The organism is Arthrobacter sp. BGA-UO-ETr-C19 (assembly GCF_059568005.1).
Genome location: NZ_JCAQPC010000009.1, coordinates 45,770 through 70,551, shown reverse-complemented (window position 1 = coordinate 70,551; position 24,782 = coordinate 45,770). Strand labels below are relative to the sequence as shown.

Sequence of the window (24,782 nt, the reverse complement as noted above, 5' to 3'; positions counted from 1 at the left end):
AGGAAAGGTGCTAAAGCGTCAGTGGGAACGCATATCCTCACCTCATGGAAATAGATAAGGATGCTGCGGGGTTACTGGCTCAGGTTATACCGGCAATGCTGATTCTCGTTGCACTCGAGGATCGATTGGAGCCCCTCGAATATTAGTCGCCGCAAGTGGCGAAGGCGATTGCAAAAGTGGACAGAGGGGACCGTTGGTGCCGGCCTTGTGTCCATACTCCTGTGCCTCTGGGTTGTAATTAGCGACCAACCCAATCTTCTCATAACGTGGTTCGTGGCGCTTAGCACGATCTTCCTTCTACTCGTCGTGTTTCTGCTCTTTGCGGGCATGTTTGGAAGAGAGAACAGTGATGCAGAAGTTATGCGAGCGGAAACTCAGCCCCCAAGAAAAGTGTCAGTCGTCATTAGTTCCTGCCACGCGGGTGGCATGAAGGTGCCAAGCTGAGCGTTACGCGGCCCCTGTGGACCGTGTCTCGTGGTCGCTGACAGCGAGGACGGTCGATCTTCCCCGCTGACCGCCTCAAGCGTGTATTGACGGGAGGTCGCCGCTGGTGGGAGCCGTTGAAGGCCTTCGGCCGTCAGTAGACCCGTCGGCGCGTACAAGAAGGCCAGTGACGCTTGGCAGATTGATGGGGCAGAACTTCGCTATGGCATGTTTTGTATCGTCGACGATTCAGAAGTGTCTAGTCGAAGTTCTGGGTAGCGTGCGTCGAGCGTGGTTGTGAATTCCCACGCGATCTGCCGCAGCGAGGCCGGCACCGGCGATCCTGGCGAGGTGAATTCGACGTCTGGCGCATCGGTGACTTGCGGCTCGGACATGCCCCACATGAGCTGAATCCTCTCATTGTCACCACCCGCATAGATGCCAAGCGCGTTCAGGCGGGTCAAGTCGTAGTAATCCGTATCAACTCTGGGATCGACGTGTGCGCCCCCGTCCTGGTTTGCGGTGATGAGGACGAGGTCCCTCCGCGTGTAAGCACGTCCCATGGCATTGATGACACTTTGCGTCCACCAGCGCTCAAAGGACAGGTGCATACCTGGGGCCCGAGGTGCCTTGCGCCCGTTAAGCAACTGGTGCACCTGTTCGCGGAAGTCGGGCTGGGCGTATGGCATTCCTTTCTTGAACTTAGGTATGTAGGAGTTCTTGAATGCCTCATGGTCACCGATCGCTTCCATTCGAACGCCGGTAAGAGTGAAAGTGGACTCCATGGGCGCAGCCGAGACTTCTCCCGCAGAGTCGAGTAGGTAGAGTCCCTCAAGCAAATTGGCTTGGGCGAGGAGGGCATGTGAAGCCTTCGAGCGGTGAAGCAAGACCCGCAGGACGGTTGCAATCCTTTTCGCTTCTGATGCGAACCCCTCGTCGTAACCGCGGCATGACAAGTGCAGAAAGTCGATTTGCTCTCGCAGCGCATCCAAGGTCTCGGCGTCCGTCCTCTGTGTTCTCACGTAGGTCAGGATATTCGAATCGGGCACGGCAAATGGCCGGGAGAGCCATCTGCGTGGGTCTGGCCCGGCCGTACCCCGCGTGGCAAAAGCAAGTTTCAGACTTGCTACGTTTCTCCGCCGCTCAGATTGAGCCCAGCGATGACCACTTACAACTGCTAAAAAGCTGCCGCACTGTACTCACCGGCGCTTAGTTTTTTATAGAAAGGCATGTCGAAATTCACCTTGCAGCCCAACTATTCAGCCCAGCCGCAGTGTGTGAGACGCACTCGTCTACGATAACGGAAAATTGCGCTGCGGAAATACCCGAATAACACAGTGGGACCAACGAACCGATGAGATCACTTTTGTCTACCGAGGAAATATCTGTTCGGTTATCTGGCCCGTAGTGCATAAGTGTGTTGCGGAAAGGCCTGGCCGTGGGATCGAGCACCATCCGGGCTTCGCTCGTGCTCAGGATGCCGTCCATCGATGCCAAGGATTCCACCGTCAACTCGGAGGCTCGTTCCGTTCTGAGAATCTCCAAGCTCCGAAGAATCTGATATGCCGTCAGGAACCGAATCTTGTAGGGGCTGTATTCTGTTGAATTGAGAGAACTTTTGGTGGTCAGTATCCTATCAACGAAATTCATAGAGGATTGAAAGACACTCAGGAGGCAGTTAATGCTCGGTGTTGTCGCCCCGTTGAAGATCTGCCTGTAATAGTGCCAACTTTGAACGTCTTCGCCAAGGCTTCCAAACGATGCCACGTCAACGTAGCTGAGGAAGGACTCCGCGCCCGAATCCAGTGTGGCTCCGAGCTGAGCAAAGTAGTTACCGAATTCAGAAGTGATTCTTGTCAGCTCCTGGCCAGCGCCTGCTGCGAACATGGTTCTGGGGTCGAGACCGAAGGCGTAGGTCGCCGAATGAGTGGTAGACACTAACATCCCGTCGTACCGATAAAGGCCGAGGTCAGTTTCCCATTTCCTGGCGAACGGTAGCCAAGTATTCCCGGTAAATTCTCTTTCGTGGGCAGGAAGTATTTCTTTTTCAAAGTAGGAGATCTGTCCGTCAAGACCCCTCTTGGTGTCCTCGAAAAACTTCAGACTATGGCGAGATCGCGCTGCCACGCTGCGGGCAATGGGAGACAAAGGCAAGACGAGTTGAGGGGACACCTCACTAAGGCGAGCATGTCCCTCGTGCACGAAGAGTGAGAAGTAGCTACTGATACAAAATGCCACCACGGGGTGCATTTTAATCGAACTGATGACCCGACCCGCGAAATTTGCGTCTTGGTCAATTGCGCTGGTGATGAGTTCTGTGCGCTCGGTCATCGTCTTTCTCTAAGTGGCTGGCTTCTGGCTCGGATGAAGAACCCGCGCTATGGAGTCGATGCATGGCGATGTTCCGGCTGAGGGAGCACTTAGAGTTTGTCACCGAAATACGTGTCCGCCGTACGAACCCGAAGCACCCCCAAGGCATTGCCTTCCCTGGCAAGCGCATAGACACGTGAATTTTTTTTCGTCCATTTCGCCACTTCGGGGGACACGGCAGTGAGCAACTCACCGAGCTCGCGCAGATTGCGGCCCAAGGCGGTGGTTGTCGCAAAGGTGGGCTCAAGATGAGCAAGTCGATTTCGGAACAGGTTTAGATGCTCCATTCGCGGGTGGACCCAACTCCGTTCGTCTCCCGAGGGAAACGCGTCGGAGAGGAGACCATTCCAGAGGCGGTTTGCTCGAAGCGGCTCGGTCAAAAAGGTCCAGAACCCGAAGCTGAGGTTGGCCAGGACCCGTCCGTGGACGACATGTCCATCCCGCCCGGCGTCGCGTTGTGCTTTGAGAAGAAGCTTCACCGCTTCACTGTTCAATTTAGCTGCGTATTCAGCTTTGCGCCGGACAACTGGGACAGGAGCGAACAAGCTCCCAGCAGGCTGTGCACCTGGCTGTGCCATGATCCAACTGGGATAGCGTCCACTGAGGGCGCGATCGTAAGCGTTGCGAATCGCCACTTCCAGATGGCCAAGATCTTTCAGGCACGCAGACGTCATTTCGGCATTCCAGTTGTACAAAGAAAGGGCAGTCTCCACGTCCCCCCGAGCGTAGCTCAAATACTTACTGAATCGGCCGGCCGAGAGCCAGTCTTCTGCGGTCGCTCGGCTCATAGATGTGGCGCTTTGATTAGTGGGAGACACCCCAGTAGAGTAGTACACAGAGGTTCCCCAACGGATAACGTCCCTCTGTCGCTTCGGCGTTAGGCACCTTGGGGCTTAGAAGTACAAACAAGAAGGACTCCGCTGAGGCGGGGTCCTTCTTGTTTCGCAAGTTCTCCAATGCGGCCGCGCCACTCACCCTGAAACGCCGACAGCAGGAACGTCAATGGGCAACGACAGGGCCTGGCGTTGGCCCCCTCTGTGCAAACCGTAAACGTGGGGAGGCTTCGTGGTGACCAGAGTGCCATGGGGATGCTTTCGGGGGAGCAGACCAAATGGTCGGCAGCCACTTCAGTGTGGCGCTTAGGGCACCGCCAGCGGGCAGTTTCTCGGGCAGGGCATACGCTCATTGAGAGGGCAGCAATCACGGCAAGAGATTGCGCTAGGGGAGTGGCAATGAGGTGTCGCGATGGGGGACCGTCCTACGCAACCACACGTGTCAGTTTGAGATCTAAGACTTTCGCTGGGATGCGTCAGCTAAAACGAAAACAGACTCTACTCTGACGCCTTTTAGGCAGTTACCTGACGTCAGGTTGGGGTGTACTTTCTAGGACGACAATACAAGTCCTCAGGCTGCGCGTCGGGCGAAGGAGCGACTGAAGCCTTGTCCGGATTGCACCAGGTTCCGGGCGTTGCGGAGTCGTGCGTTCTCGTAGTCGCGTAGTGCTGTGGCGGTGCTGCCTGAATCTGCGATGGCGTCGGCGATGGCTTCGGCGTCGTAGAGGGATTCGGCGAAGCCGCTGCCTGTCATGGGGGTTGGAACGTGGGCGGCGTCCCCGACGATGGCGACCCTGCCGTTGGCGAGGCGCGTGGGCACGTATTCGGCGATGGGGGTGCCGATGACGGCACGCCGTTCGATGCTGTCGAGGATCGCGTCTTTCCAAGGTGAGGGAAACAGCTCGCGGGCCTGTGCGGCGAGTTCCTGGAAGGTCGCCTTGGGGATGCCGGCGGGCATGAGCGAGTGTCGCACCACTGAGCCGTCCACGCTGCCGGTGGAACGGAGCAGCCCGTTTCTGCTGGAGTCGTACCAGGCCCAGCCCAGGCGGCGCGATCCAGGGGCGTGAGAACCTTCGGCGCCCGGGAGCGGGTAGCCCAGCAGCGTGTTGTCATTGTCGCCGAGGAAAGCGACGTCTTGTGGCCAGCGCCCGGCCCTGATGGCTGGTTCATCCGCGATGCCGATCCATATGACGTAGCCGGCGAAGGTGGCATCGGGGTGTTCTGGTGCGATGTGCCGGCGAACGGTGCTGCGGTGGCCGTCGGCCCCGATCACGATGTCCGCGGTGATCCTCTGCCTGTCTGAGGTATGGACCAAGGCGGAATGTGCGTCCTGGTCGACTTTGCGCACGGTGGTGTTTTGTCGCAGTTCGATGAGGGGGTTTGTTTCTGTTGCGGCGCGGAGTGCGCGATGGACGGCGAACCAGGTTTGAATCCCGGGTGCGAGCGGCTGGGGCACCTGGGAGGTGGGGAGGCCGGTGATGCGTTCGAGGAGACCGTCCTGGACGTGGAGGGCAGCTCCTGTGCGTCCGGTGTCATCGGAGCGTTCGAGCAAGGTGACGTGGACGCCGGTCCTGGAGAGCGTCAGAGCAGTCATGAGCCCTGCAAGGGACGCCCCGACGACGAGGGCCGTGCCGGGTGAGCTGGGATTGTCGGTGAGTCTGGTGGTAGGGCGGCCGTCTGCGGGCACGCGGGTCTCCTGTCTCCTGTGGGGGTGGGCTGCTGTGAAGTTGCTGCGGCCCGCTCGGGTCGCGGGCCGCAGCGAGGGGTCAGGCTTTGCCTGCGTAGACGGCGGTCATGCCGCCGTCGACGACGAGGTCGATGCCGGTGATGTAGCTGCTGGCATCAGAGGCGAGGAAGATCACGGCGTCGCCGATGTCTTCGGCGGTGCCGACCCGGCCGGCGGGGACCTCGGGGGTGACGAGGTCGATGTATTCCTGGACTTGGGTTTCGGTCATGCCGAGCTCGGTGGTGTAGGCCTCGGTGGGGATGACGCCGGGGCTGACGCCGTTGACGCGGATCCGGCGGTGTTTGAGGTCTGTTGTCCAGCTTTTGGCGAAGGATCGTACCGCGGCTTTGGTGGCGGCGTAGACGCTGAAGTCCGCCAGTCCCATGTCGGCGGTGATGGAGGTGTTGATGATGATGGAGCTTCCGTCGCGCAGCACGGGCAGCATGGCTTGGACGGTGAACAGGACGCCTTTGACGTTGACGCCGAATTGCCGGTCGAAGTCTTCGGTGCTGATCTGCTCCAGGGGGATGGGGTGGCCGCCGCCGGCGTTGGCGAAGATGGTGTCCAGTCCGCCGTGCTCTTTGCGGATGAGGTCCGCGAGCTGGTCCATGTCGGCTTTGTTGGTGACGTCCGCGCGGACGGCGCGGGCACGCACGCCGATGTCTGCGGCGACCTTCTCGAGGGGTTCGAGGTTCCGGCCTGTGACGTAGACGAACGCGCCTTCCTCGGCCAGGCGGCGGGCTGTTCCGCGGCCGATGCCTGTGCCTGCGCCGGTGACGAGGGCTATTTTGCCTTCCAACTGCATGCTGTGTTCCTTCATGGTGGTTTGTTTTTCAGAAGAGTGTGATGCCGGTGAGTTCGGCGAGTTTGTCGATGAGCCTGTCCTGGAAGTCCGGGTCTGTGACTTCCGGTGCCGGCGTCCGCTGTCGGCGGTGGTGCCAGTAGTTGCCGGAGACTAGGGCGGCGGGGTCATTGCTGACGGCGAACCAGCTTTGGGTGTCGTGGCCCATGGCCAGGTCATCCGGCGCACCGGGGCCGCCCATTTTGGTGGGGACCCAGCCGGGGTCTACCGAGTTGCTGAGCACCGCGGGCCAGTGCCGGGCAACGGCGGCGGACAGTGCCGAGACGTGGAGCTTGCTCTCGGAGTAGGCGGCTCCCGCGTCCCAGCCCCGCCTGGTCCAGTCAATGTCCTGCAGGTCTCCGGTGGCACTGTGGTGCATGCCGCTGCTGACGTAGATCAACCGGTCCGGCCGTTCGATCAGGGCGGTGAGGATGTAGGGGGTGAGCACGTTGACGGCAAGTGTCTGGGAGTGCCCCTCGGGGGTGGCAATACGTTGCCGTGAGAGGTAGACGCCGGCGTTATGGATGATGGCGTCCATCCGCCCGTGCTTGTTGACCTGCCCGGCCAGGTCCCGGGTTTCGGCGGCGCTCGACAGGTCACCGATCACGATCCCGGCCGCTTGCGGGGCGAGATCTTCGAGGGCTGTGGCGCGTTCCCTGGTGCGCGCGTGCAGCAGGACCTCGTGGCCCGCGTCGATGAGCGTACGCGCGTGGCGAGGCCGAGCCCGTCGGTTGAACCGGGGATGAAGATACGGGCCATGGTGGCGGTCCTTCCTTAGGTTCCTGGTGGCGCGGGCCCGGGCGGGACGTCGAACCGGCCCCGCCCGGATCCGTCGGGTCAGGCAGGGATCGGGAACCCGTAGTTCTCGAGGGTCAGGGAGTCGGGGTCAGGGCCGCCACGCACGCCGGTGTCGAGTGCATCGATGGCAGCGACCTCCTCGGGACTGAGGGTGAAGTCGAAGACGTCGAAGTTCTCGGCGATGCGGTGGGCCTTGACGGACTTCGGGATGGCGGAGAAGCCGTGCTCGAGGTGCCAGCGGAGGATGACCTGGGCCGGGGTCTTCGCGTATTTCGCGGCGATCTCTGTGATGACGGGGTCCTCGAGCGGGTTCTTCTCGTAATCGCCGTAGATGTAGGAGCCGCCGATGGGTGACCAGGACTGGGTGAGGATGCCGTGGCGTGTGTTGGCCGCCCGCCATTCAGGCTGGGAGTAATACGGGTGGACCTGGATCTGGTTCACGGCGGGCACCACACTGGTGCGGGCGATGAGTTCCTCGAGCTGGGCCGGGGTCTGGTTGGAGACACCGATGGCACGGACTCGGCCGTCGGCGAGGAGCTTTTCGATCGCCTGGTAGGCGGCGATGGTCTTCTCGAAGTCTGCGGCGAGGGGCTGGTGCAGCAGCAGCAGGTCGACCTGGTCAACGCCGAGTTTGCCGATGCTCTTCTCGAAGCCGCGCAAGGCTTCGTCGTAGCCGTAATCGCTGATCCAGAGCTTGGTCTCGATGAAGATCTCCGACCGGTCGACGCCGGACTGGCGGATGCCCTCGCCGACCTCGCGTTCGTTGAAGTACGCGGCGGCGGTATCGATCAGACGGTAACCGGCCCGCAGCGCGACGTCGACCGCGGCTGTCGTGTCTTCCGGTGAGCTCTGGTAGACGCCCAGGCCCAAGGCAGGCATCTGGACACCATTGTTCAAGGTGACGTACGGGTTCTTTTCAGGCATGATTCTTCTCTTCCTTCGTAGCGTCTAGGACTGGTTGTTGAAGATGCTCTTGGCGACGTTCATCGCGGAGACGGCCTTGGGCCAGCCCGCGTAGAACGCCAGATGGGTGATGGCTTCCTTGATCTCGGTCTCGGTGAGGCCGTTTTGGATGCCGTAGGGGATGTGCCAGTTCAGCTGGTCGATGTTTCCGGCGGCGATGAGGCCGGCGATCGTGGCGAGGCTCCGATCACGAGGAGAGAGCCCTTCGCGTTCCCAGACGTCCCCGAACAGCACGTCATCGGTGAGGGAGACGAGCTTCGGAGCGAAGCCGCCGAACAACTTCTCCATGTCGGATTGCGTGTTCTTGTCGGACATGAGGTGTCCTTTTTCTGTGGGGCGGGTGTTTAGAGGGTCTCGTCGTGTGAGAGCGAGCAGGAGAGCTCACGGTGGGCGTCGATCTGGGCGAGGATGTCGCGGGCTTTCTGTTCGATGACGGCAACGGCGTCGGCTCCGGCAACCCATCGCAGCGGGGGGTGGTCCTCGCCGGCGATCCTGACCAGGGCGGTGCCGAGCTTCGCGGGGTTACCGGCTTGTTGGCCGTTCATCTCCCGCCATCCCGGGATTGTTGCTGCGGTTCGGTCGGCGTAGTCGTCGATGGAAAGTTCGGCCCAGATGGTGGAGGCGTCCTCGACGAGAAGCTCGGTGCGGAAGAAGCCGGGCTCCACGATGGTGGTCCGGATTCCGTAGGGTTCCAGGTCGTAGCGCAGCGATTCCATCCACCCTTCAACAGCGAATTTGCTGGTGGCGTACGCGGCGATGAATTCGCCGCCGACGATGCCTGCCTGCGAGGAGATCGTGATGATGTGGCCGCTGCGCTGTGTGCGCATGATGGGCAGGACGGCGCGGGTGACGTTCATGGGTCCGAACAGGTTCGTTTCGAGCTGGGCGCGGACCTGCGCGTCGCTGGTTTCCTCGAAGTACCCGGCATAGAAGTTCGCGGCGTTGTTCACCAGGACATCGATACGGCCGAACCGCTCGATCGCCGCGGCCGTAGCTGCTTCGGCGTCCCCGGGCTTCGTGAGGTCCAGCTTCACGATGAGCAGGTCGTCCGATGCGCCGAGGGCGTTCTCTACGGCGTCCGTGTTACGGCCGGCCGCGACAACCTGGTGGCCCGCGGCGAGGGCGGCTTTGGCGATGTCGACGCCCATGCCGCGGCCTGCGCCGGTGATCATCCAGACTTTTCTGTTCTCAGTCATTGCTAATCCTTTGTTTCTTGGGATGGCTGCTGACGGGTTGTCCCGGTTCAGACCAGGACGTCGTCTTCGAGCTCCGCGGCCGCCGGGGCCGGGGTGGTGGTCCGGGTGGCGCGGATGAGGGCCAGGATGATCAGCGGGATCAGGCCAAGGATGGCCATGGCTGCGCCGACGATTGACGGGCCGGTGGTGCCGAGGCTGGAGTCGAGGGCGAGGCCGGCGAGCCAGGTCGCGGCGGCGATGCCGACGTTGAAGGCAGAGACCGTCAGGGCTGCGGCCAGCGAGGGGCCGGAGTGTCCGAAGCGGACGGCCAGTGGGGTGGCGATGGCGGTGACGCCCATGCCGGTGAAGCCGAGCAGGATGACCAGCACGATGGTCGGGACGACGAAGGTGGAGAGCGGGATCATGAGCAGGAGTACCAGGGCTGATCCGCCGCCGATGGCGAAGTACGTGGCCAGCGGCTTGCGGTCCCCGGTTCGTCCGGCCACGATGGTGCCGAGCAGGGCGCCGATGCCGAAGCCGACGAGCAGCAGCGGCACGGCCGCTTCGGAGATGCCGGTGCGTTCGGTGAGGAGCGGGGAGATGTAGCTGTAGGCGGCGAGGAATCCTCCGGAGACCAGTGCGGTGGTGGCCAGGACGAGCCACAGCTTGCCCTCGCGCAGCACGCCGAGCTGGGAGCGGAGGGTGATGACTTCCTGGTGTGCTTCAGCGGGAGCGAACTTACCGATAACCACGGCGGCGAGGGCGGCGAGGATGGCCAGGGCCCAGAAGATACCGCGCCAGCCGATGGCCTGGCCGATGAAGGAGCCCAGAGGCACGCCGGCCACGATCGCCAGGCCCATGCCACTCATCATCACGCCCATGGCGCGGGAAGCGTTCGCGGGCCCGGCCGCGGAGGTGGCCACGACGGCGGCGATGGACAGGAAGGCGCCGGTGGCCAGGGCAGTGATGACGCGGGCGATCAGCACGATTTCGAACGCCGGGCTCAGGGCGGCAACGATGTGGCCGGCCGCGAAGAGGAGCAGGGACAGGATAAGGGTGAGGCGTTTGGGCAGACGCATGGTGGCGACGGAAATGGTGGGGGCACCGACGATCATGCCGATGGCAAACGCGGTGATCAGCAGCCCAGCCTGGGACACACTGACACCGAGGTCTGATGCCATATTGGGCAGCAGGCCCGCGATGACGAACTCGGTGGTGCTCATCAGGAACGTGCCGATGGCCAGGAGCAGCACAACCAGCGGCAGCCTGGCTTTCTTGGTGGTGGAGGGCATGGGGTAAACCTTCGCTTCGTGAGGGGGGAGGTCGGCGCTTGATCGCCGTCTATATCTACGAGACCACGGACCAAATGGGCGTAAACAGACCCGCCTAAGCCATGTACTGACAGGGCATGGCTACGCCCCGGGCCTCCGGCATACCGTTGAAGGCATGAGCATCCGAGATGACATTCAGGAGTTCCTGACCTCCCGCCGGGCCCGGTTGACGCCCGAGCAGGTTGGCCTGCAGTCTTATGGCCGGCGGCGGGTGCCGGGGCTGCGCCGGGAAGAAGTCGCGATGCTCGCCCAGGTCAGCGTCGAGTACTACAGCCGGCTCGAGCGCGGAAACCTCAGTGGCGTTTCCGAGAGCATCTTCGAGTCCCTGGTCCAGGCTTTGCGCCTGAACGACGTCGAGGAGCGGCACCTGAGGGACCTGGTCCGCGCGTCGGAGAACAGTGTCCGCCCCCGGCGCCCACGTGCTTCGGAGCAGCGCGTCCGCCGGACCGTGCAGCGGATGCTTGACGCGATGACTGACCTGCCCGCGATCGTTCAGAACGGCAGGCTCGACATCATCGCTGCCAACCGGATGGGCCGGGCACTCTACGCCGCCCAGTTCGACACCGCGATCCTGCCGCCGAACCAGGCCCGGTTCATCTTCCTGGACCCCCGGGGGAGGGACTTCGCACCCGACTGGGACCGCGCGGCGAATGAATGCGTCGCCATGCTGCGGGCCGCCGCCGGACGCGACCCGCACGACCGCCAGCTCTCGGACCTCGTCGGTGAGCTCTCTACCCGCAGCGACGAATTCCGCATGCGGTGGGCAGCGCACAACGTCCACCAGCACAAGAGCGGATCAAAACGTATCCACCTGCCGTCCGTGGGAGAACTGACCTTGGACTTCGAAGTCCTGGAACTCACGGCCGATCCCGGCCTGATGCTCATCACGTTCAGCGCCGAACCAGGATCGCCGTCCCACGACGCCCTGCAACTGCTCTCCAGCTGGGCCGCAACCCAGCAGAACACCGAATCCACGGCGGCAGCAACTGCAGAAAGCCCGTAACTGCCCGCAGCTAGTTGCCTCACACCACCCGGTTGCACCGCGCCCCGACCCGGGTCTCGTGCGCCATTGAAAGGAAACTCTATGGAGTACACCCGTCTTGGCCGTTCCGGCCTGAAAGTCAGCCGTATCGCCCTTGGAGGGATGAGTTTTGGTGATTCCTCCCGCGGATTTACCGACTGGGCGCTGGACGACGACGCGGCCGCGCCGATCTTCCGGCAGGCGGTCGAGCTGGGCATCACGTTCTGGGACACCGCAAATATCTATGGATTCGGTACCGCCGAGGAAATCATGGGCCGGGCCATCACGAAGTACACCCGCCGCGAGGACGTCGTCCTCGCCACCAAAGTGATGTTCAAAATGCACGACGGACCCGGTGGTGCCGGCCTCTCACGCAAAGCCATCATGGAGCAAATCGACGCCTCCCTCACGCGGCTGGGCACCGACTACGTCGATCTTTACCAGATCCACCGCTTTGATCCCGAGACCCCTGTCGAGGAAACAATGGAGGCCCTGCACGATCTCGTGAAGGCCGGCAAGGTCCGATACATCGGCGCATCCGCTATGTGGGCCTGGCAGTTCGCCAAAATCCAGCACGCAGCGGATCTCCACGGATGGACCCGGTTCGTGTCCATGCAGGATCAATACAGCCTCATGCACCGTGAAGAGGAACGTGAAATGTTCGGACTCCTCACTGACCAAGGCGTCGGAAGCATCCCCTACAGCCCGCTCGCCAAGGGACGACTCGCCCGACCGTGGGGCGGCAACACCGAACGGTCAGCTAACGACCCCGTGGCCGAGCGCAGCTTTAGCGACGCCGACAAACCCATTGCCGACGCAGTTCAAAAGATCGCACAGGCACGGGAAATCCCCATGGCGCACGTCGCCCTGGCGTGGGTGTTGAACAACCCCGTAGTAACCGCACCGATCGTCGGCGCGACCAAGGAACACCACCTCCCCGACGCCGTCGCCGCCCTTGACGTGCACCTGACAGAGGAGGAAATCAAAGCCATGGAAGAGCCCTACACCCTCAGGATGCCCGTCGGATACTGACCGAATGGCTACTGCCCTCGCACTCCATTCGCAAAAAGATCCGGCGGGTCACCCCTAGCCGAGAACCGCAGCACCCTCCCACTCTCTCGCGGACGGGTCAATCCAAAACCACGACGAACAGCAAAATGCGTTTCTCAGAAGCTCAGTGGCTTCATTCCGGACAGCCGCCGCGGCTACTACCTCCCCACGGGTCGTGATCGCGGGCTGTTGTCCCCGGGGGCCAGAGCTCTGTGTGGTTCTACGAAAGAGCTGTATCCGTCCGACTGGTGGAACATTTTCCGGCCGCCCCCGTTTTCGAGAATTAGCCACACTATGGTGGCGTCCTCGGACATGTTGTCGACCGTGCCCGCATGGCACTGACCCCTTTTTGGTCCGAAAAACAGCACGTAGTCGCCAGGAATGAGCTGATCCCACTTCTCGATGCGCGATCTGGTGACGCCGTACTGGCTCGGTCTTGTCAATTGATCGAAAGAAAGCTCCACGCGTTGGGTCATTGAGGTACGGTCCTAAAGCGATCTGAGAACGACCGCGGAGCCCTGTCCGCCGCCGCCGCAGATGCCTGCTGCGCCCAGCCGTCCTGGTCCAAACACGAGAAGTTGCCTTGCCAGTGTGCCAACGATGCGTGCTCCTGATGCACCGATAGGGTGCCCGAGAGCGATAGCGCCGCCACGCGTATTGACGATGTCCGGGCTTATCCCCAGTGTGCGGACGGATTGGACGGCAACTGCGGCGAACGCCTCGTTGATCTCTACAGCGGCCAGCTCTTCCACTCCGGCATTGACGCTCTTGAGTGCGGCCAAGATGGCTTTGGCCGGCTGGTCGTGCAGCCGCACGTCCGGCCCGGCCACGAAGGCATGCGATTCCACGACGGCGATTGGGGCCAAGCCCAGCCGTTCAGCAGCTGCTTGGCTGACGAGGACCAATGCACCGGCCCCGTCCGTAATCTGCGAGGCGTTGCCCGCGGTGATCGTGCCTTCCTTGCTGAAGGCCGGGCGCAGACCCGCCAATGACTCGGTTGTCATCCCGTTCCGCACCCCGTCGTCAGCGGAAACCAGGGTGTCTCCACGGCGCGAGGCAATCGTATAGGGGGCGATCTCTTCGGCATGGAAGTGTGTGTGTGCCTCGGCACGCTGGTGCGAGGAGGCCGCCCATGCATCCTGGATTGCCCTGTCCAAACCGTAGTCGGTATTGCCGTCCTCGGTGGAGATCCCCATGGATCTTCTTTCGAAGGCGTCAGTAAGGCCGTCGATTTCCAGTGTGTCCACCGCCTGCACGGCCCCGTACTTTTGACCGGTCCTCGCGTTGAACACGTGAGGGGCCAAGGACATGGATTCCTGGCCCAGCGCTACGACGATGTCTGCCTCACCACTGTCGATCAAGCGTGTAGCAGCAACGACGGCCTCCATCCCGGAGAGACACACTGCGTTCAGGGTAATTGCCGGGACGTTCAACGGGATGCCTGCGCCCACGGCAGACTGCCGGGCCGGGTTCTGCCCAGCTCCGCCCTGGAGCACCTGCCCGGCGATCACTCTTTGGACTTCTTGCGGATTTACACCGGCACGGCGAAGTGCCGCGTCGATTGCGTGGGAGCCCAGGGCTGTGGCCGGGACCGAGGCGAATTGTCCGTTGAACCGAGAAAAAGGGGTCCGGGCGTATCCGGCGATCAGCGCGCTCACGCGTCTGCTCCTACAGCCTGTGCTGCGGTCTCCACCTTGCAGTCGGGTCCAACGCTAAAGGGCGCCCCGGTCTGTTCGCGAAGTTCCGCGACAGTGTGCCCTGGGGCTATCTGGCGCAAGACCAAGGCTTTGTCCACTACATCGAAGACGGCGCGGTCGCTGATGATGCGATCGACGACGCCAACGCCGGTCAGCGGAAGGTCGCACTCTGACACGATCTTCGGGGTACCGTCCTTGGCCACATGGTCGGTGACTACGATCACGCGTGGTGTGCCGGCGACCAGGTCCATAGCACCGCCCATGCCCTTGACGAGCTTGCCGGGAATGGTCCAGTTGGCCAAGTCTCCTGCCCCGGATACCTGCAGGGCGCCAAGGATGGCGGTTTGCACGTGTCCGCCCCGGATCATGCCGAACGAGACGGCCGAGTCGAAGAAGCTGCCGCCCGGCAGCACCGTCACGGTCTGCTTGCCCGCGTTGATGAGGTCCGCGTCCTCTTCACCTTCATACGGGAAGGGACCCATGCCCAGCAGTCCGTTCTCGCTCTGCAGCGTCACTCGGACACCTTCGGGCAAGTGGTTGGCGACCAGGGTCGGGATTCCGATGCCCAGATTCACGTACTGGCCGTCTTCGAGTTCACTAGCAGCAATGGCCGCCATTTCATCCCGAGTCCACATGATTCATACCTCCACGCGGACGCGCACGGTCCGCTGCTCGATGTCTTTGGTTTGGTTGGCGACGCATACCACTCGCTGGACGAAGACTCCCGGCGTCGCGATCTCGTCAGGATCCAAGTAGCCCTCGATGACCTCTTCCGCTTCAGCGACAGTCATCCGACCGGCTGCAGCGACGAGGGGATTAAAGTTCCGGGCGGTCATCCTGTACCGCAGGTTGCCTTCACTGTCCGCCTGGTAAGCGCGCACCAATGCAACGTCGGCGACGATGCCACGTTCCAGAATGCAGCGCCGGCCGTCGAACTCGGCCTCAGGCTTGCCTTCCGCAATTGGCGTACCAACGCCGGTGGGAGTGTAAAAAGCGGGGATTCCGGCGCCACCGGCACGCAGACGTTCTGCGAGGGTGCCCTGCGGAACGAACTCAACGTCGAGTGTGCCTGCCAGGTATTGCTCGGCAAAGAGCTTGTTCTCTCCGACGTAAGAAGCCAGAATCTTGCTCACCTGCTGGTTTTCCAGGAGGAGCCCGAGACCCTTGCCGTCGACGCCCATGTTATTGGATACGACTGTCAGGTTCCGCGCTCCGCTGTCCCGAACTGCTTCGATGAGGTCCCGGGGGATGCCGCTAAGGCCGAAGCCGCCGACAGCGAGGATCGTTCCGTCCTGGATTGTCCCGGCCAGTGCCTCGGCGGCGCTGCCCCAAAGCTTCGTTGACATTATGATTCCTACCTGTCCATTATGTGGCTCATCTGCGACTCGTCATGAACCGTAGCTTTGTCCACGAGTAGCGGTCAATCCTATTAGGACTCGAATACTAATATTGATCGTTATGTGGTCATCCCGAGGTTGTCTGTCCATAATGTAGACATGAATGACCCAGTACCCGGAGCCCAGGTGGTCGGCCGCATCGGCCAAGTCCTTCGAGCTGTCAGCGGGGCCATGCCGCGCGGCATTGGCACGACGGAAGTCGCTCGGACCACGGGACTGGCCCGACCGACCGCTCACCGCTTGCTCTCTTCCCTGGCGGCCGAGGGGTTCCTCGACCATGATTCCAAGCTCGGCCGCTGGCACCTTGGGCCCGAGCTCTACCTGATGGGGGCCGTGGCCGCCGAGCGTTACGACATCACCGAACTGGCCCGCGATCAGGTCCGCGCACTCGCCGACGAGACCGGAGAGAGCGCCTTCCTATCGGCCCGGCGCGGCGACGAAACGGTCTGCGTGTTGCGCCAGGACGGCAGCTTCCCGATACGGTCCTTCGTTCTCTACGAGGGCAAGCGGTTCCCGCTCGGCGTCGCATCGGCAGGCTTGGTCATCCTCTCCTTCCTGCCGCAGGACGCCGCCGAACGCTACCTCGCCCGCGCTGGCCTCGAGGAACACTACGGTCCGGAGCACGCTCCCGACCGGATCCGCCAACGCGTCGAAGCGACCCGCGCCGCGGGATACGCAACCAATCCCGGGCTCATCGTGCCCGGCAGTTGGGGCATGGGCGCTGCAGTGTTCGACGCTGCCGGGCAGCCCGCTTGGGCCCTGAGCATCACTGGCATAGAGTCCCGCTTCTCCCCCGAACGGCGCCCCATGCTTGGGAACTTACTGCTTCGCCAGGCCCACGCGTTGTCCGAGAGGATCAAGCGCTGATGCCCGTTACATTTATTCCGTCCCCGAAGGCCGGGGATTTGGTCGCTGGACCTGGTATGACTTTGTTGCCATGTCGCTGATGATCCGGGGGTGTTGTCGCCAGGTTCGGAGGCACGCGTTGACTGCTGATAGGGACACGGCCGGCTCCTTTCGCGGGGGCCAGGTCTCTTCGTAACGTGGGTGCCAGCATCGGGTGTCGTGACTGCGGCCAGAAGTGGTGCAAAGGAGCGCCGGATGGACGAAGGTTACGAGGTCTACTGCGGGCTTGATGTGGGCAAGTCCGAGCATCACGCCGCGGCGTTGAACGCGGCCGGTGAGCGAGTTTTCGACAAGCCGTTGCCGCAGGACGAGGCGCGGCTGCGCGAGCTGTTCACCGGCCTGCAGCAGCACGGCAGGGTGCTGGTGATCGTGGACCAGCCCAACACCATCGGCGCCCTGCCGATAGCCGTGGCCCGGGACTGCGGCTGCACTGTTGCTTACCTGCCGGTCCTGGCGATGCGCAAAGCCGCTGATCTGTACCCGGGAAAGTCCAAGACGGATGCGCGGGATGCCTTCATCATTGCCGAGACGGCTCGGGCGATGCGGCACACGCTACGGGCGGTTGACCGGGACAGCGAGGTGCTCGCGGCGCTGAAGGTCCTCTCTGGATTCGACGCGGACCTGACCCATGAATGCACCAGGGCGATCAACCGTTTGCGGTCCCTGCTGCTGCAGATTTTCCCCGCCTTGGAGCGGGTCTTCCCGGGAACGGTGCTGACCCGGTCCCTGGTGCTGGAGCTGTTCATCAAGTACTCCGGGCCGTCCGGCTGCGGGTTGCCGGCCGGTCCAACGTGCTGCGCTGGGCCAGGAACCACAGCCGCAAGGACCCTGTGAACCTGGTCGACGCTATCTTCGCGGCACTGGGCGCGCAGACGGTCACTGTCATCGGCACTGAAGCCGTCGAACTGGTCATTCCCCGCGTCGCAGCCCAGATCAAAGAACTCAAACATCAACGAGCCATCGTGGCCGAAGAAGTCGAAAAGCTCCTCGATGACTTCCCTCTTCCAGGGTCTTGATGTCCATGCCAGGAGTAGGCATCAAGACCGCAGCGACGATACTCCTGACCATTGGCGATGCCGGCACCTTCACCTCAGCCGGGCACCTCGCGGCCTACGCAGGCATTGCTCCAGTGACACGACGCTCCGGCACCTCGATCCGCGGTGAATTCCCTGCCCGCTCCGGCAACAAACGACTCAAGAACGCCCTGTTCAGATCGGCGTGGATCGCCAGCTGCCACCATCCGGCCTCGAAGGCCTATTACCAAAAGAAACGCGATCAGGGAAAGAAGCACAACGCCGCCGTCATCTGCTTGGCTCGGCGCCGCTGCGACGTCATCTACTCAATGCTCAAAAACGGCACCCTCTACGAGGAGAACCCTGCCCAAGCCGCTTGACGAAAGACATAGGGACACCACCCTGAGCCCGGGCCGTCGGCAGCGCGTATCCGGAACGCATTAGGATCGTGCAGCCAGGTCGAGATCGGCCGATTCGGGGAAGGCCCGAGCACCGACATCGGCGAAACCATGGGGAAGGTGAGGGAGGAACAGAATCCCCCAGAAGTGGTTCAGGGTTCAGCTGAAGAATTCCTGCAGAACAGCTCTCGCCTACATGTTCGCGCCACGTCGACGGCAGCGCCGCAAAGTGGTGCCTCCAGTGGGAAGCCGTTCCCCAAGCGTAGGCGCTGTGGCAGGTCAGGGAGCGCCTCGGTCCTAGAGGAGGCAACCGGTCAGCATCTGGCGGAAAGGCAGGCAGAGCACCACGTGAACATCCTCCTCGACAAAGTTTGTCTGTTCCACAAAGGCGATATGCAAACACAGCGACCCCGAACATCTGATCCAAAAGGCTCCGAACCGGTGGTTCCCCGGCGTGTGAGTACGCGAATGCAGACACTCCTTGAGCGCTGTCTCGTGGGGTAACGAGGCACGGCCTGGGCCTACGTTCCGGATTCTTGCACCTACACCCCTGGTGCGTCTTTGAGTAGACCAGAAAGCTGAGAACTGTCTGTCAAGCGGCGCTCTTGCTCTTTTTCTCGCAAGTTTGTAAGAGGACTCCTTCAGGCCAATGTTCAATATCAGGCAAGGCGCAAGACCTAGCGGGATGGCGATGCACGGCCTTCCGGCAGCAATGGCCCCGGTGTTCGTCGGTCGAAGCCCGAGACCGCGTCGTTCTTAGACCAGCGCCGTAGGGGCATGGTTGACTTTGTCTGACAAGCGTGAAATGGTATGGATAAGTACAGGACGTCGAAGAGGACCCCAATGGCCACTACCAGTGAAGACCAGCAACTAATGGTCAAGGCGATTGATCAGATCTGCCGAAGCATTGTTACGGACGAGTACTCTGCCGAGATTGATCGTGAAGCGCGCTACCCGGTGGAGGTGATGAACGCACTCGCGGCGCAGGGCTGGGCGGCACTCCCGGTGCCGGCCTCCGCGGGAGGCGGCGGGGCGTCGGCCCGCGATCTCGTGGTGATCCACGACGCACTCGCCCGTCATAACCTGGTGGTCGGGCAAGCGTTTTTCTCCCTGTGGGTGCTTGGTGCCGAGGCGATTGAGCGGATGGGCACGCAGGAGCAGAAGGATGAATGGCTGCCCCGCGCCGTCGAAGGGGCGAACATCGCGTTCGCATTGACCGAGCCCGGGTCGGGATCGGATGCGGCAGCTCTCCGCACCTCGGCTGTTCGGGAGGGCGAAGACTTTGTGCTCAACGGGTCGAAGGTGTTCATTACCGGCGCGGCGGTCGCTGACGTGATCATCACCGCGGTGCGTACGTCGACTGAGGGCAAAAAGCACGGCGGCATCACGCTCCTGCTCATCGATCCGAAGGCACCGGGTGTGGAGATCCGGAAGCTCTCCAAGATGGGGCTGAAGGGGCTCGACCTCTGCGAGGTGTTTTTCGAGAACGCCCGGGTCCCCGTATCCGCGGTACTCGGCGAAGTGGACCGCGGATGGTCCGGGGTCACTCCGGGGCTGGCCAAGGAGCGGATGCTCCTCGCCGCGCTTGCCGTGGGCGCGCTGCGTGACCTCCTCGACCGGTGCCTGGAGCATGCACAGGCGCGGACGACCTTCGGTAAACCCATCGCGAGCCATCAGTTCATCGCGGACAAACTCGTAACGATGCGGGTCGCGATCGAGGCCGGCGAAGCGCTGGCGCTGCGCGCCGCAGACGCAGTCGACGCCGATGATCCTGACGCCGCGAGCATCGCTGCGATCGCCAAGCTGTACGCCACCGACGCGTACTGCACTGCGACCCGCGAGGCCGTGCAGATCTTTGGCGGCTACGGCTTCACCGACGAGTATCCGGTATCGCGCCACTACCGCGACTGTAAGTATCTGGAGATCGGCGGCGGTACCAGCGAGATCCAGAAGATTGTGGTCGCTCGCTCGATGGGGATCCGGCTGTGAGCGTCCTCGACGCCTTCCGGCTGGACGGCCGGATCGTGATAGTCACCGGCGGGTCCGGCGGGTTGGGGGCAGAGGGCGCCGCAGCGGTTGCCGACGCGGGGGCGACGGTGATCATCACCGGACGCCGCGAGCAGAAGCTGGCGGAGGTGGCCGACCGCATCCGTTCCGCCGGAGGCTGTGTGCACACCCGCGTTCTCGATATGACCGACGCCGACGCCGTCCGTTTGGCGTTCGCCGAGCTCGCTGACACTGTCGGCCCGTTCGATGCACTCATCAACAACGCCGCGCAGGCCCACCAGGCCGGAGTGCTCGATGTCACCGATGTCGACTGGGCGCGCATCATCGACATCAACCTCACCGCCACCTTCACTGCGGCGCAGGCGTTCCTTCGCCTGCGCAACATGACACGGTCCACGTCAATAGTGAACATCTCTTCGCTGGCCGGCGTGATCGGTGTGCGCGGCCAGGCCGCGTATGTGGCGAGCAAGACGGGCGTCGTCGGACTGACCAAGGCGCTTGCTCTCGAAGTGGCGCGTGAAGATGTGCGCGTGAACGCTTTGGCGCCTGGCTACTTCGCGACCGATATGCCCGGCGAGGTGCTCGCCTCTGAGGCCGCGGCCGCGGCGCTGCTGCGCAAGATCCCGCTTGGCAGGGTAGCCGAGCCGGCCGAGATCGGCCCGGCTCTCCTCTTCCTGGCATCTGATGCCTCCCGGTACATGACCGGGGCCGTTCTCAATTTCGATGGAGGGTACACCGCACAATGAGCGAACAGACACGTCCCGTCGCGCTGATCACAGGCGCCGCGGGAGATATCGGGCAGGCGACCGCGGTCGCCTTTGCCCGACGAGGATATGACATTGCCGTTTTCGACAGGTTCGAAGAGCTCCTCGCCGAGACAGTCTCACTTTGCGAGGCGGAGGGTGCCAAGGTGCACGCCGCGGCTGTCAACCAGACTGACTTCGAAACCGTGCGCCAGGGCGTCGCCGACGTCGTCCGTGCGCTCGGGCGCATCGACGCGCTCTTCGCCAACGCTGGCTACGGCAAAATGGCCGAACTCGTGAACGAGCCGATCAAGGAGTGGCAACGCCATGTCGACGTCAACTTGAACGGCACATATTACATCGCCCGCGAGGCCGCGAACGCCATGATCGCGCAGGGTGAGGGTGGAGCCATCGTGCTCAACGCCTCCTCCGGTGCATCGCAGTACTCCGACCTACTTGGCGCGTACTGCATCACGAAGGCCGGCGTGAAGATGCTCTCGGTGGGACTCGCATCGGAGCTTGGCACGCACCGCATCCGTGTCAACTCCATCGAGCCCGGCGTCGTCGAGACCGGTATGACCGCCCCGATGCTCAATGGCGAGAACGGCGAAAGCCACCGCGAGGTGCTCGGTGTGAACACGCCCGTGGGGCGTCTCGGGGCGCCCGAGGACGTCGCCCAGCTGGTCGCCTTCCTCGCCTCGAACGAGAGCGCCGGGTTCATCACCGGCGTTAGCGTGCCGATCGACGGCGGTCAGGTCATTCACGGCCACCCGCAGTGGTACGCCACCGACTACCGCGATACCGGAGCTCCGAAATGGGAGGCGAAACTGTGAGTGACGTGCGTGCATCCCGCATCGTCGAGGTCGAAGAGGCCGCGGCCGCCGTCGAAGACGGTATGACCATCGCGATCGGCGGGTTCATCAACTCGGGCCACCCGATGGCCATCGTGCGCCAGCTGATCAAGGACGGACGCAGGGAGCTTACGGTCGTTGGCGCCGCATCTTCGGGGCTGGAGACCGATCTGCTGATCGCGGCGGGCGTGGCCTCGCACGTCGTCTCGCCCTATGTGGGCGCCGAGGGCTTCGCAGGCATCGGACCCGCCTTCCGCAAGGCCGGCCAGGACGGGCTGATCGACATCTTCGAACTTGACGAGGCGCATTTCTACGCAGGGCTGCGTGCCTCCGCGCAGCGGGTGCCTTATAACCCGTGGAAGGCTGGCGTCGGCACCGATCTGCCCAAGGTCAACCCCTGGCTGAAGGAGTACCGGGACCCTATAAACGACGAGTTGCTCATCGCTGTTCCTGCCATCAACATCGACGTCGCCTTCCTGCACGCTGCAGTCAGTGATATCTACGGCAACGTACAGCACAACGGCACCCGGTACGGCGACATCTCGATGTACAACGCTGCTACGAAGACCTACGTCTCAGTCGAGAAGGTCGTGTCTCCGGAGCGTATCAAGGCCGATCCGTTGCGCACCAGCATCCCCGGTGCGACGGGCATCATCCGCGCACCCTACGGATCGCACCCGTACTCCGCCGACGGGTACTACGTGCCGGACGCCGAGCACATCAACACCTACCTCGCCGCGGCCACCTCGTGGCTGAAGACCGGCGACCGGACCGAACTCGACGCCTACATTGCCGAGTTCATCACGGGTCCGGCAGACCACGCTGACTACCTGGAGCGTATCGGCATCCGCACGTTGCTCTCCCTGAATGAGTTCTGAGGCTGAGATGACTGAGACTGCATCCCCGAAAGAGGTTATGGCGGCAGCCATCGCCCACGACCTGAAAGACGGCCAGTGGGTCGAGGTCGGGGCCAATCTTCCCGTCCCGCGCGCGGGCGCTCTGCTCGGCCACCTGCACCACGGTCCTAACATGACCGTAATGATTGCCATGACCAAGGCCTATCTGCGTGACACACCGGTAATCGAGGAGTTCGAGTTCATCACCGATGTCGGCGCAATGCAATGGTCCGAGGCGTACTACCAGCACGACCAGCTGCTGAACAACCAGCGACACCGAGCGAACGGAGTGTTCTTCTGCGGGGGCATCCAGATCGACCGCTTCGGCAACTCCAACATGATCGGCATCGGCTCGGACTACAAGAAGCTCAAGTTCCGGGGGCCGGGTCCAATAGGCACAACCAACGCCACCGCCCAGAACGGCACATGGCATCTGGTGACCAACTCGCATGACCCCCGCGTCCTCGTCGATCGCGTCGACTACATCTCGGCTCTTGGATACGGTCGCGGTGAGAAGAACCTGCGCGAAGACCTGGGGCTTCCAAACGCAGGTCCCAGTTCGATCATCACCCCGTTGTGCGTGTTCGACTTCGACGAGGAGACGCGCAGTGCCCGCCTGAAGTCGATTCACCCCGGTGTTTCCCTGGATGAGGTTGTCGAGAGCACCGGCTTCGAGATCATCGTCCCCGAAGACGTGCCGACCACTGCCGGCCCCACTGCCGAGGAGCTCGTGCTGCTGCGAACCCGCATCGACGCAAAGGGGGCCCTACGGGGATGAACATCGACGATCGATCTATGCGGACCCTGCCTGCGCTGCTAGCACGCAACGCCGCAGAGGATCCGGATCGCGTCTTCCTCGCCCACGGGGGCGGGCACTCGAGCCGCGGCGAGGTCTGGGAGCGCGCGCAGCGCACAGCAACCGGGTTCCTGGGCCTCGGCCTTAAGCCGGGAGATCGCGTCGCGATCATGCTCGACAACGGGCCGGAGTTCATCTCAGCCTGGTTCGGTCTCGCCACCGCTGGGCTCGTGGAGGTGCCGTTGAACCCAGAGGTGGGCAACGCTCGGCTTCTGCATGCGATGCGCAACTCAGGCGCTGTCGCTGCCGTCGTCGATGTGCGCTACCTCGCTCAATTCACCCAACTGTGTCACGAACTGGCGGATCTCACGACGATCGTGCTCGTAGGCGGGGACGCCGAATCCCCCTTCAGGACCGAGTCTTTGGCGGCCCTGGAAAAGACTCCGATCGGGGAGCTCCCCGAAGTGACCCGGGCGGATCCCGCGGCAATCATGTACACCTCCGGGTCGACCGGGCCTGCCAAGGGTGTCATCCTTCCGCACGGCCAGCACTACATGAACGGCTGGCAGGCTCGCCGCCAGGCCGAGATCAGGTCGGATGACCGGATCTTCGTCGTACTTCCGCTGCACCACAACCAGGCACAAGGCTATGGCGTAATGGCCGCGGTCGTGGCGGGTGCGCAGGTCTTCATCGCCTCGGGATTCCGGCGGGCCACGTTCTGGCAGGAGGTAAACGACGCACGCGCGACAGTCTTCGTATTCGTCGGGGCACTACTGGCGCTGCTCGGCGCGCAGGAAGGGAACCCGCAGAACACAATCCGTGTGGCGTACGGGGCGATGGTGCCCAAAGAGCTCTACCTCGAACTCGAGCAGCGCTTCGACATGCGGATCATCGACGGATACGGATCAACCGAGGGCACGATTCCGGTGTGGGGGAGCCTGCGCGGAGACCGCGCCATCGGTTCCTCCGGGAAAGTGATTCCCGAGTTCGAGGTGACCATTCGCAACGAGATGGACGACGAACTGCCCGCCGGCCGGATCGGCGAGATCTGCATCCGCTCACGCGAACCGTTCTCGATGTTCCAGGGCTACTTCGGCAATCCAGAAAAGACGGTCTCGGCTTGGCGCAATCTCTGGTACCACTCCGGTGACAGGGGACGGTTCGACGAGAACGGAAACCTCTGGTTCGAAGGCCGGGTCGATGATGCGATGCGCCGTTTCGGTGAATTCGTCTCCGCTAAGGAAGTCGAGGACGCCATCCTCACTCTCGACACCGTCGAACTTGTCGCCTGCTACGGCATTGCCGATCCGGTGGCCGGCCAGGAGGTCATGGTCGCCATCGTCCCGCGTGAGGGCCGTACCCTCGACGCCGACCAGGTAAGGGAGCGGACGGCGGCGATGCTGCCGAAGTTCGCAGTGCCGCGCTACGTCGAAATCGTCGACGAGTTACCCATGACCCCGACCGGCAAGATCCAGAAGCACACACTGCGGGCACGTGGTGTTACAGACGTCACCTCGGATGCCCGACGTGAACAGGAAGGAAAATAA

22 protein-coding genes and 1 pseudogene are annotated in these 24,782 nt (G+C 62.7%); 10 read left to right on the top strand and 13 right to left on the bottom strand.

What is annotated here, in order from left to right:
* Positions 1-644: 644 nt before the first annotated feature.
* From AC57BR_RS04805 to AC57BR_RS04760, 10 genes are all read right to left on the bottom strand, one after another.
* A complete protein-coding gene (locus AC57BR_RS04805) occupies positions 645-1,472 on the bottom strand; it encodes a hypothetical protein (RefSeq protein ID WP_496358611.1) in 828 nt (275 codons plus the stop codon).
* 190 nt (positions 1,473-1,662) lie between these two features.
* Positions 1,663-2,754: a hypothetical protein gene (locus tag AC57BR_RS04800; protein WP_496358610.1), complete on the bottom strand. Its 1,092-nt coding sequence runs from the start codon at positions 2,752-2,754 to the stop codon at positions 1,663-1,665.
* An 89-nt stretch (positions 2,755-2,843) separates the two neighbouring features.
* Complete coding sequence (locus AC57BR_RS04795; protein WP_496358609.1) at positions 2,844-3,581, bottom strand: hypothetical protein; 738 nt, start codon at positions 3,579-3,581, stop codon at positions 2,844-2,846.
* A gap of 616 nt (positions 3,582-4,197) precedes the next feature.
* Complete coding sequence (locus AC57BR_RS04790; RefSeq protein ID WP_496358608.1) at positions 4,198-5,313, bottom strand: FAD-dependent monooxygenase; 1,116 nt, start codon at positions 5,311-5,313, stop codon at positions 4,198-4,200.
* Between the two features lie 79 nt (positions 5,314-5,392).
* A complete protein-coding gene (locus tag AC57BR_RS04785) occupies positions 5,393-6,157 on the bottom strand; it encodes an SDR family NAD(P)-dependent oxidoreductase (RefSeq protein ID WP_496358607.1) in 765 nt (254 codons plus the stop codon).
* Between the two features lie 28 nt (positions 6,158-6,185).
* Complete coding sequence (locus AC57BR_RS04780) at positions 6,186-6,866, bottom strand: SDR family oxidoreductase (protein WP_496358756.1); 681 nt, start codon at positions 6,864-6,866, stop codon at positions 6,186-6,188.
* 164 nt (positions 6,867-7,030) lie between these two features.
* Complete coding sequence (locus AC57BR_RS04775; RefSeq protein WP_496358606.1) at positions 7,031-7,915, bottom strand: aldo/keto reductase; 885 nt, start codon at positions 7,913-7,915, stop codon at positions 7,031-7,033.
* A gap of 24 nt (positions 7,916-7,939) precedes the next feature.
* On the bottom strand, positions 7,940-8,269 hold the full coding sequence (locus tag AC57BR_RS04770; protein ID WP_496358605.1) for a carboxymuconolactone decarboxylase family protein: 330 nt from the start codon (positions 8,267-8,269) through the stop codon (positions 7,940-7,942).
* A 29-nt stretch (positions 8,270-8,298) separates the two neighbouring features.
* Positions 8,299-9,150, bottom strand: a complete 852-nt coding sequence (locus AC57BR_RS04765; protein WP_496358604.1) for an SDR family oxidoreductase — start codon at positions 9,148-9,150, stop codon at positions 8,299-8,301.
* A gap of 47 nt (positions 9,151-9,197) precedes the next feature.
* Positions 9,198-10,421, bottom strand: coding sequence for an MFS transporter (locus tag AC57BR_RS04760; RefSeq protein WP_496358603.1), 1,224 nt, complete (start codon positions 10,419-10,421; stop codon positions 9,198-9,200).
* Between the two features lie 154 nt (positions 10,422-10,575).
* Between AC57BR_RS04760 and AC57BR_RS04755 the strand changes: the two genes are divergently transcribed.
* Both AC57BR_RS04755 and AC57BR_RS04750 read left to right on the top strand, forming a co-directional pair.
* Complete coding sequence (locus AC57BR_RS04755; RefSeq protein ID WP_496358602.1) at positions 10,576-11,463, top strand: helix-turn-helix transcriptional regulator; 888 nt, start codon at positions 10,576-10,578, stop codon at positions 11,461-11,463.
* Positions 11,464-11,544: 81 nt separating this feature from the next.
* Positions 11,545-12,513, top strand: coding sequence for an aldo/keto reductase (locus AC57BR_RS04750; protein ID WP_496358601.1), 969 nt, complete (start codon positions 11,545-11,547; stop codon positions 12,511-12,513).
* 506 nt (positions 12,514-13,019) lie between these two features.
* Here the strand turns inward: AC57BR_RS04750 and AC57BR_RS04745 are convergent.
* The 3 genes from AC57BR_RS04745 to AC57BR_RS04735 are packed head-to-tail and all read right to left on the bottom strand — an operon-like array spanning position 13,020 to position 15,574.
* The gene (locus AC57BR_RS04745; protein ID WP_496358600.1) at positions 13,020-14,189 is read right to left on the bottom strand and encodes an acetyl-CoA C-acyltransferase; all 1,170 of its coding nucleotides are present in this window, start codon (positions 14,187-14,189) and stop codon (positions 13,020-13,022) included.
* Positions 14,186-14,863, bottom strand: a complete 678-nt coding sequence (locus tag AC57BR_RS04740) for a CoA transferase subunit B (RefSeq protein ID WP_496358599.1) — start codon at positions 14,861-14,863, stop codon at positions 14,186-14,188. Before AC57BR_RS04740 ends, AC57BR_RS04745 begins: the two co-directional genes overlap by 4 nt.
* Positions 14,864-14,866: 3 nt before the next feature.
* Complete coding sequence (locus tag AC57BR_RS04735) at positions 14,867-15,574, bottom strand: CoA transferase subunit A (RefSeq protein ID WP_496358598.1); 708 nt, start codon at positions 15,572-15,574, stop codon at positions 14,867-14,869.
* Between the two features lie 150 nt (positions 15,575-15,724).
* On the opposite strand from AC57BR_RS04735, the gene AC57BR_RS04730 reads away from it, so the two are divergent.
* The 8 genes and pseudogenes from AC57BR_RS04730 (at position 15,725) to AC57BR_RS04695 (ending at position 24,782) form a co-directional block, all read left to right on the top strand.
* Positions 15,725-16,492: an IclR family transcriptional regulator gene (locus tag AC57BR_RS04730; protein ID WP_496358597.1), complete on the top strand. Its 768-nt coding sequence runs from the start codon at positions 15,725-15,727 to the stop codon at positions 16,490-16,492.
* A 234-nt stretch (positions 16,493-16,726) separates the two neighbouring features.
* Positions 16,727-17,924: pseudogene (locus tag AC57BR_RS04725) on the top strand (IS110 family RNA-guided transposase).
* Between the two features lie 861 nt (positions 17,925-18,785).
* A complete protein-coding gene (locus AC57BR_RS04720) occupies positions 18,786-19,931 on the top strand; it encodes an acyl-CoA dehydrogenase family protein (RefSeq protein WP_496358596.1) in 1,146 nt (381 codons plus the stop codon).
* On the top strand, positions 19,928-20,695 hold the full coding sequence (locus tag AC57BR_RS04715) for an SDR family NAD(P)-dependent oxidoreductase (protein WP_496358595.1): 768 nt from the start codon (positions 19,928-19,930) through the stop codon (positions 20,693-20,695). Before AC57BR_RS04720 ends, AC57BR_RS04715 begins: the two co-directional genes overlap by 4 nt.
* Positions 20,692-21,525 carry an SDR family NAD(P)-dependent oxidoreductase gene (locus AC57BR_RS04710; RefSeq protein ID WP_496358594.1) on the top strand — a complete coding sequence of 278 codons (834 nt, stop codon included), beginning with the start codon at positions 20,692-20,694 and terminating at the stop codon, positions 21,523-21,525. The genes AC57BR_RS04715 and AC57BR_RS04710 overlap by 4 nt, the downstream gene beginning before the upstream one ends.
* Entirely contained in the window at positions 21,522-22,421 is a 900-nt protein-coding gene (locus tag AC57BR_RS04705) for a CoA transferase subunit A (RefSeq protein WP_496358593.1), read from the top strand. The genes AC57BR_RS04710 and AC57BR_RS04705 overlap by 4 nt, the downstream gene beginning before the upstream one ends.
* A 7-nt stretch (positions 22,422-22,428) precedes the next feature.
* Positions 22,429-23,217: a CoA-transferase gene (locus AC57BR_RS04700; RefSeq protein ID WP_496358592.1), complete on the top strand. Its 789-nt coding sequence runs from the start codon at positions 22,429-22,431 to the stop codon at positions 23,215-23,217.
* Between the two features lie 17 nt (positions 23,218-23,234).
* On the top strand, positions 23,235-24,782 hold the full coding sequence (locus AC57BR_RS04695) for an AMP-binding protein (protein WP_496358591.1): 1,548 nt from the start codon (positions 23,235-23,237) through the stop codon (positions 24,780-24,782).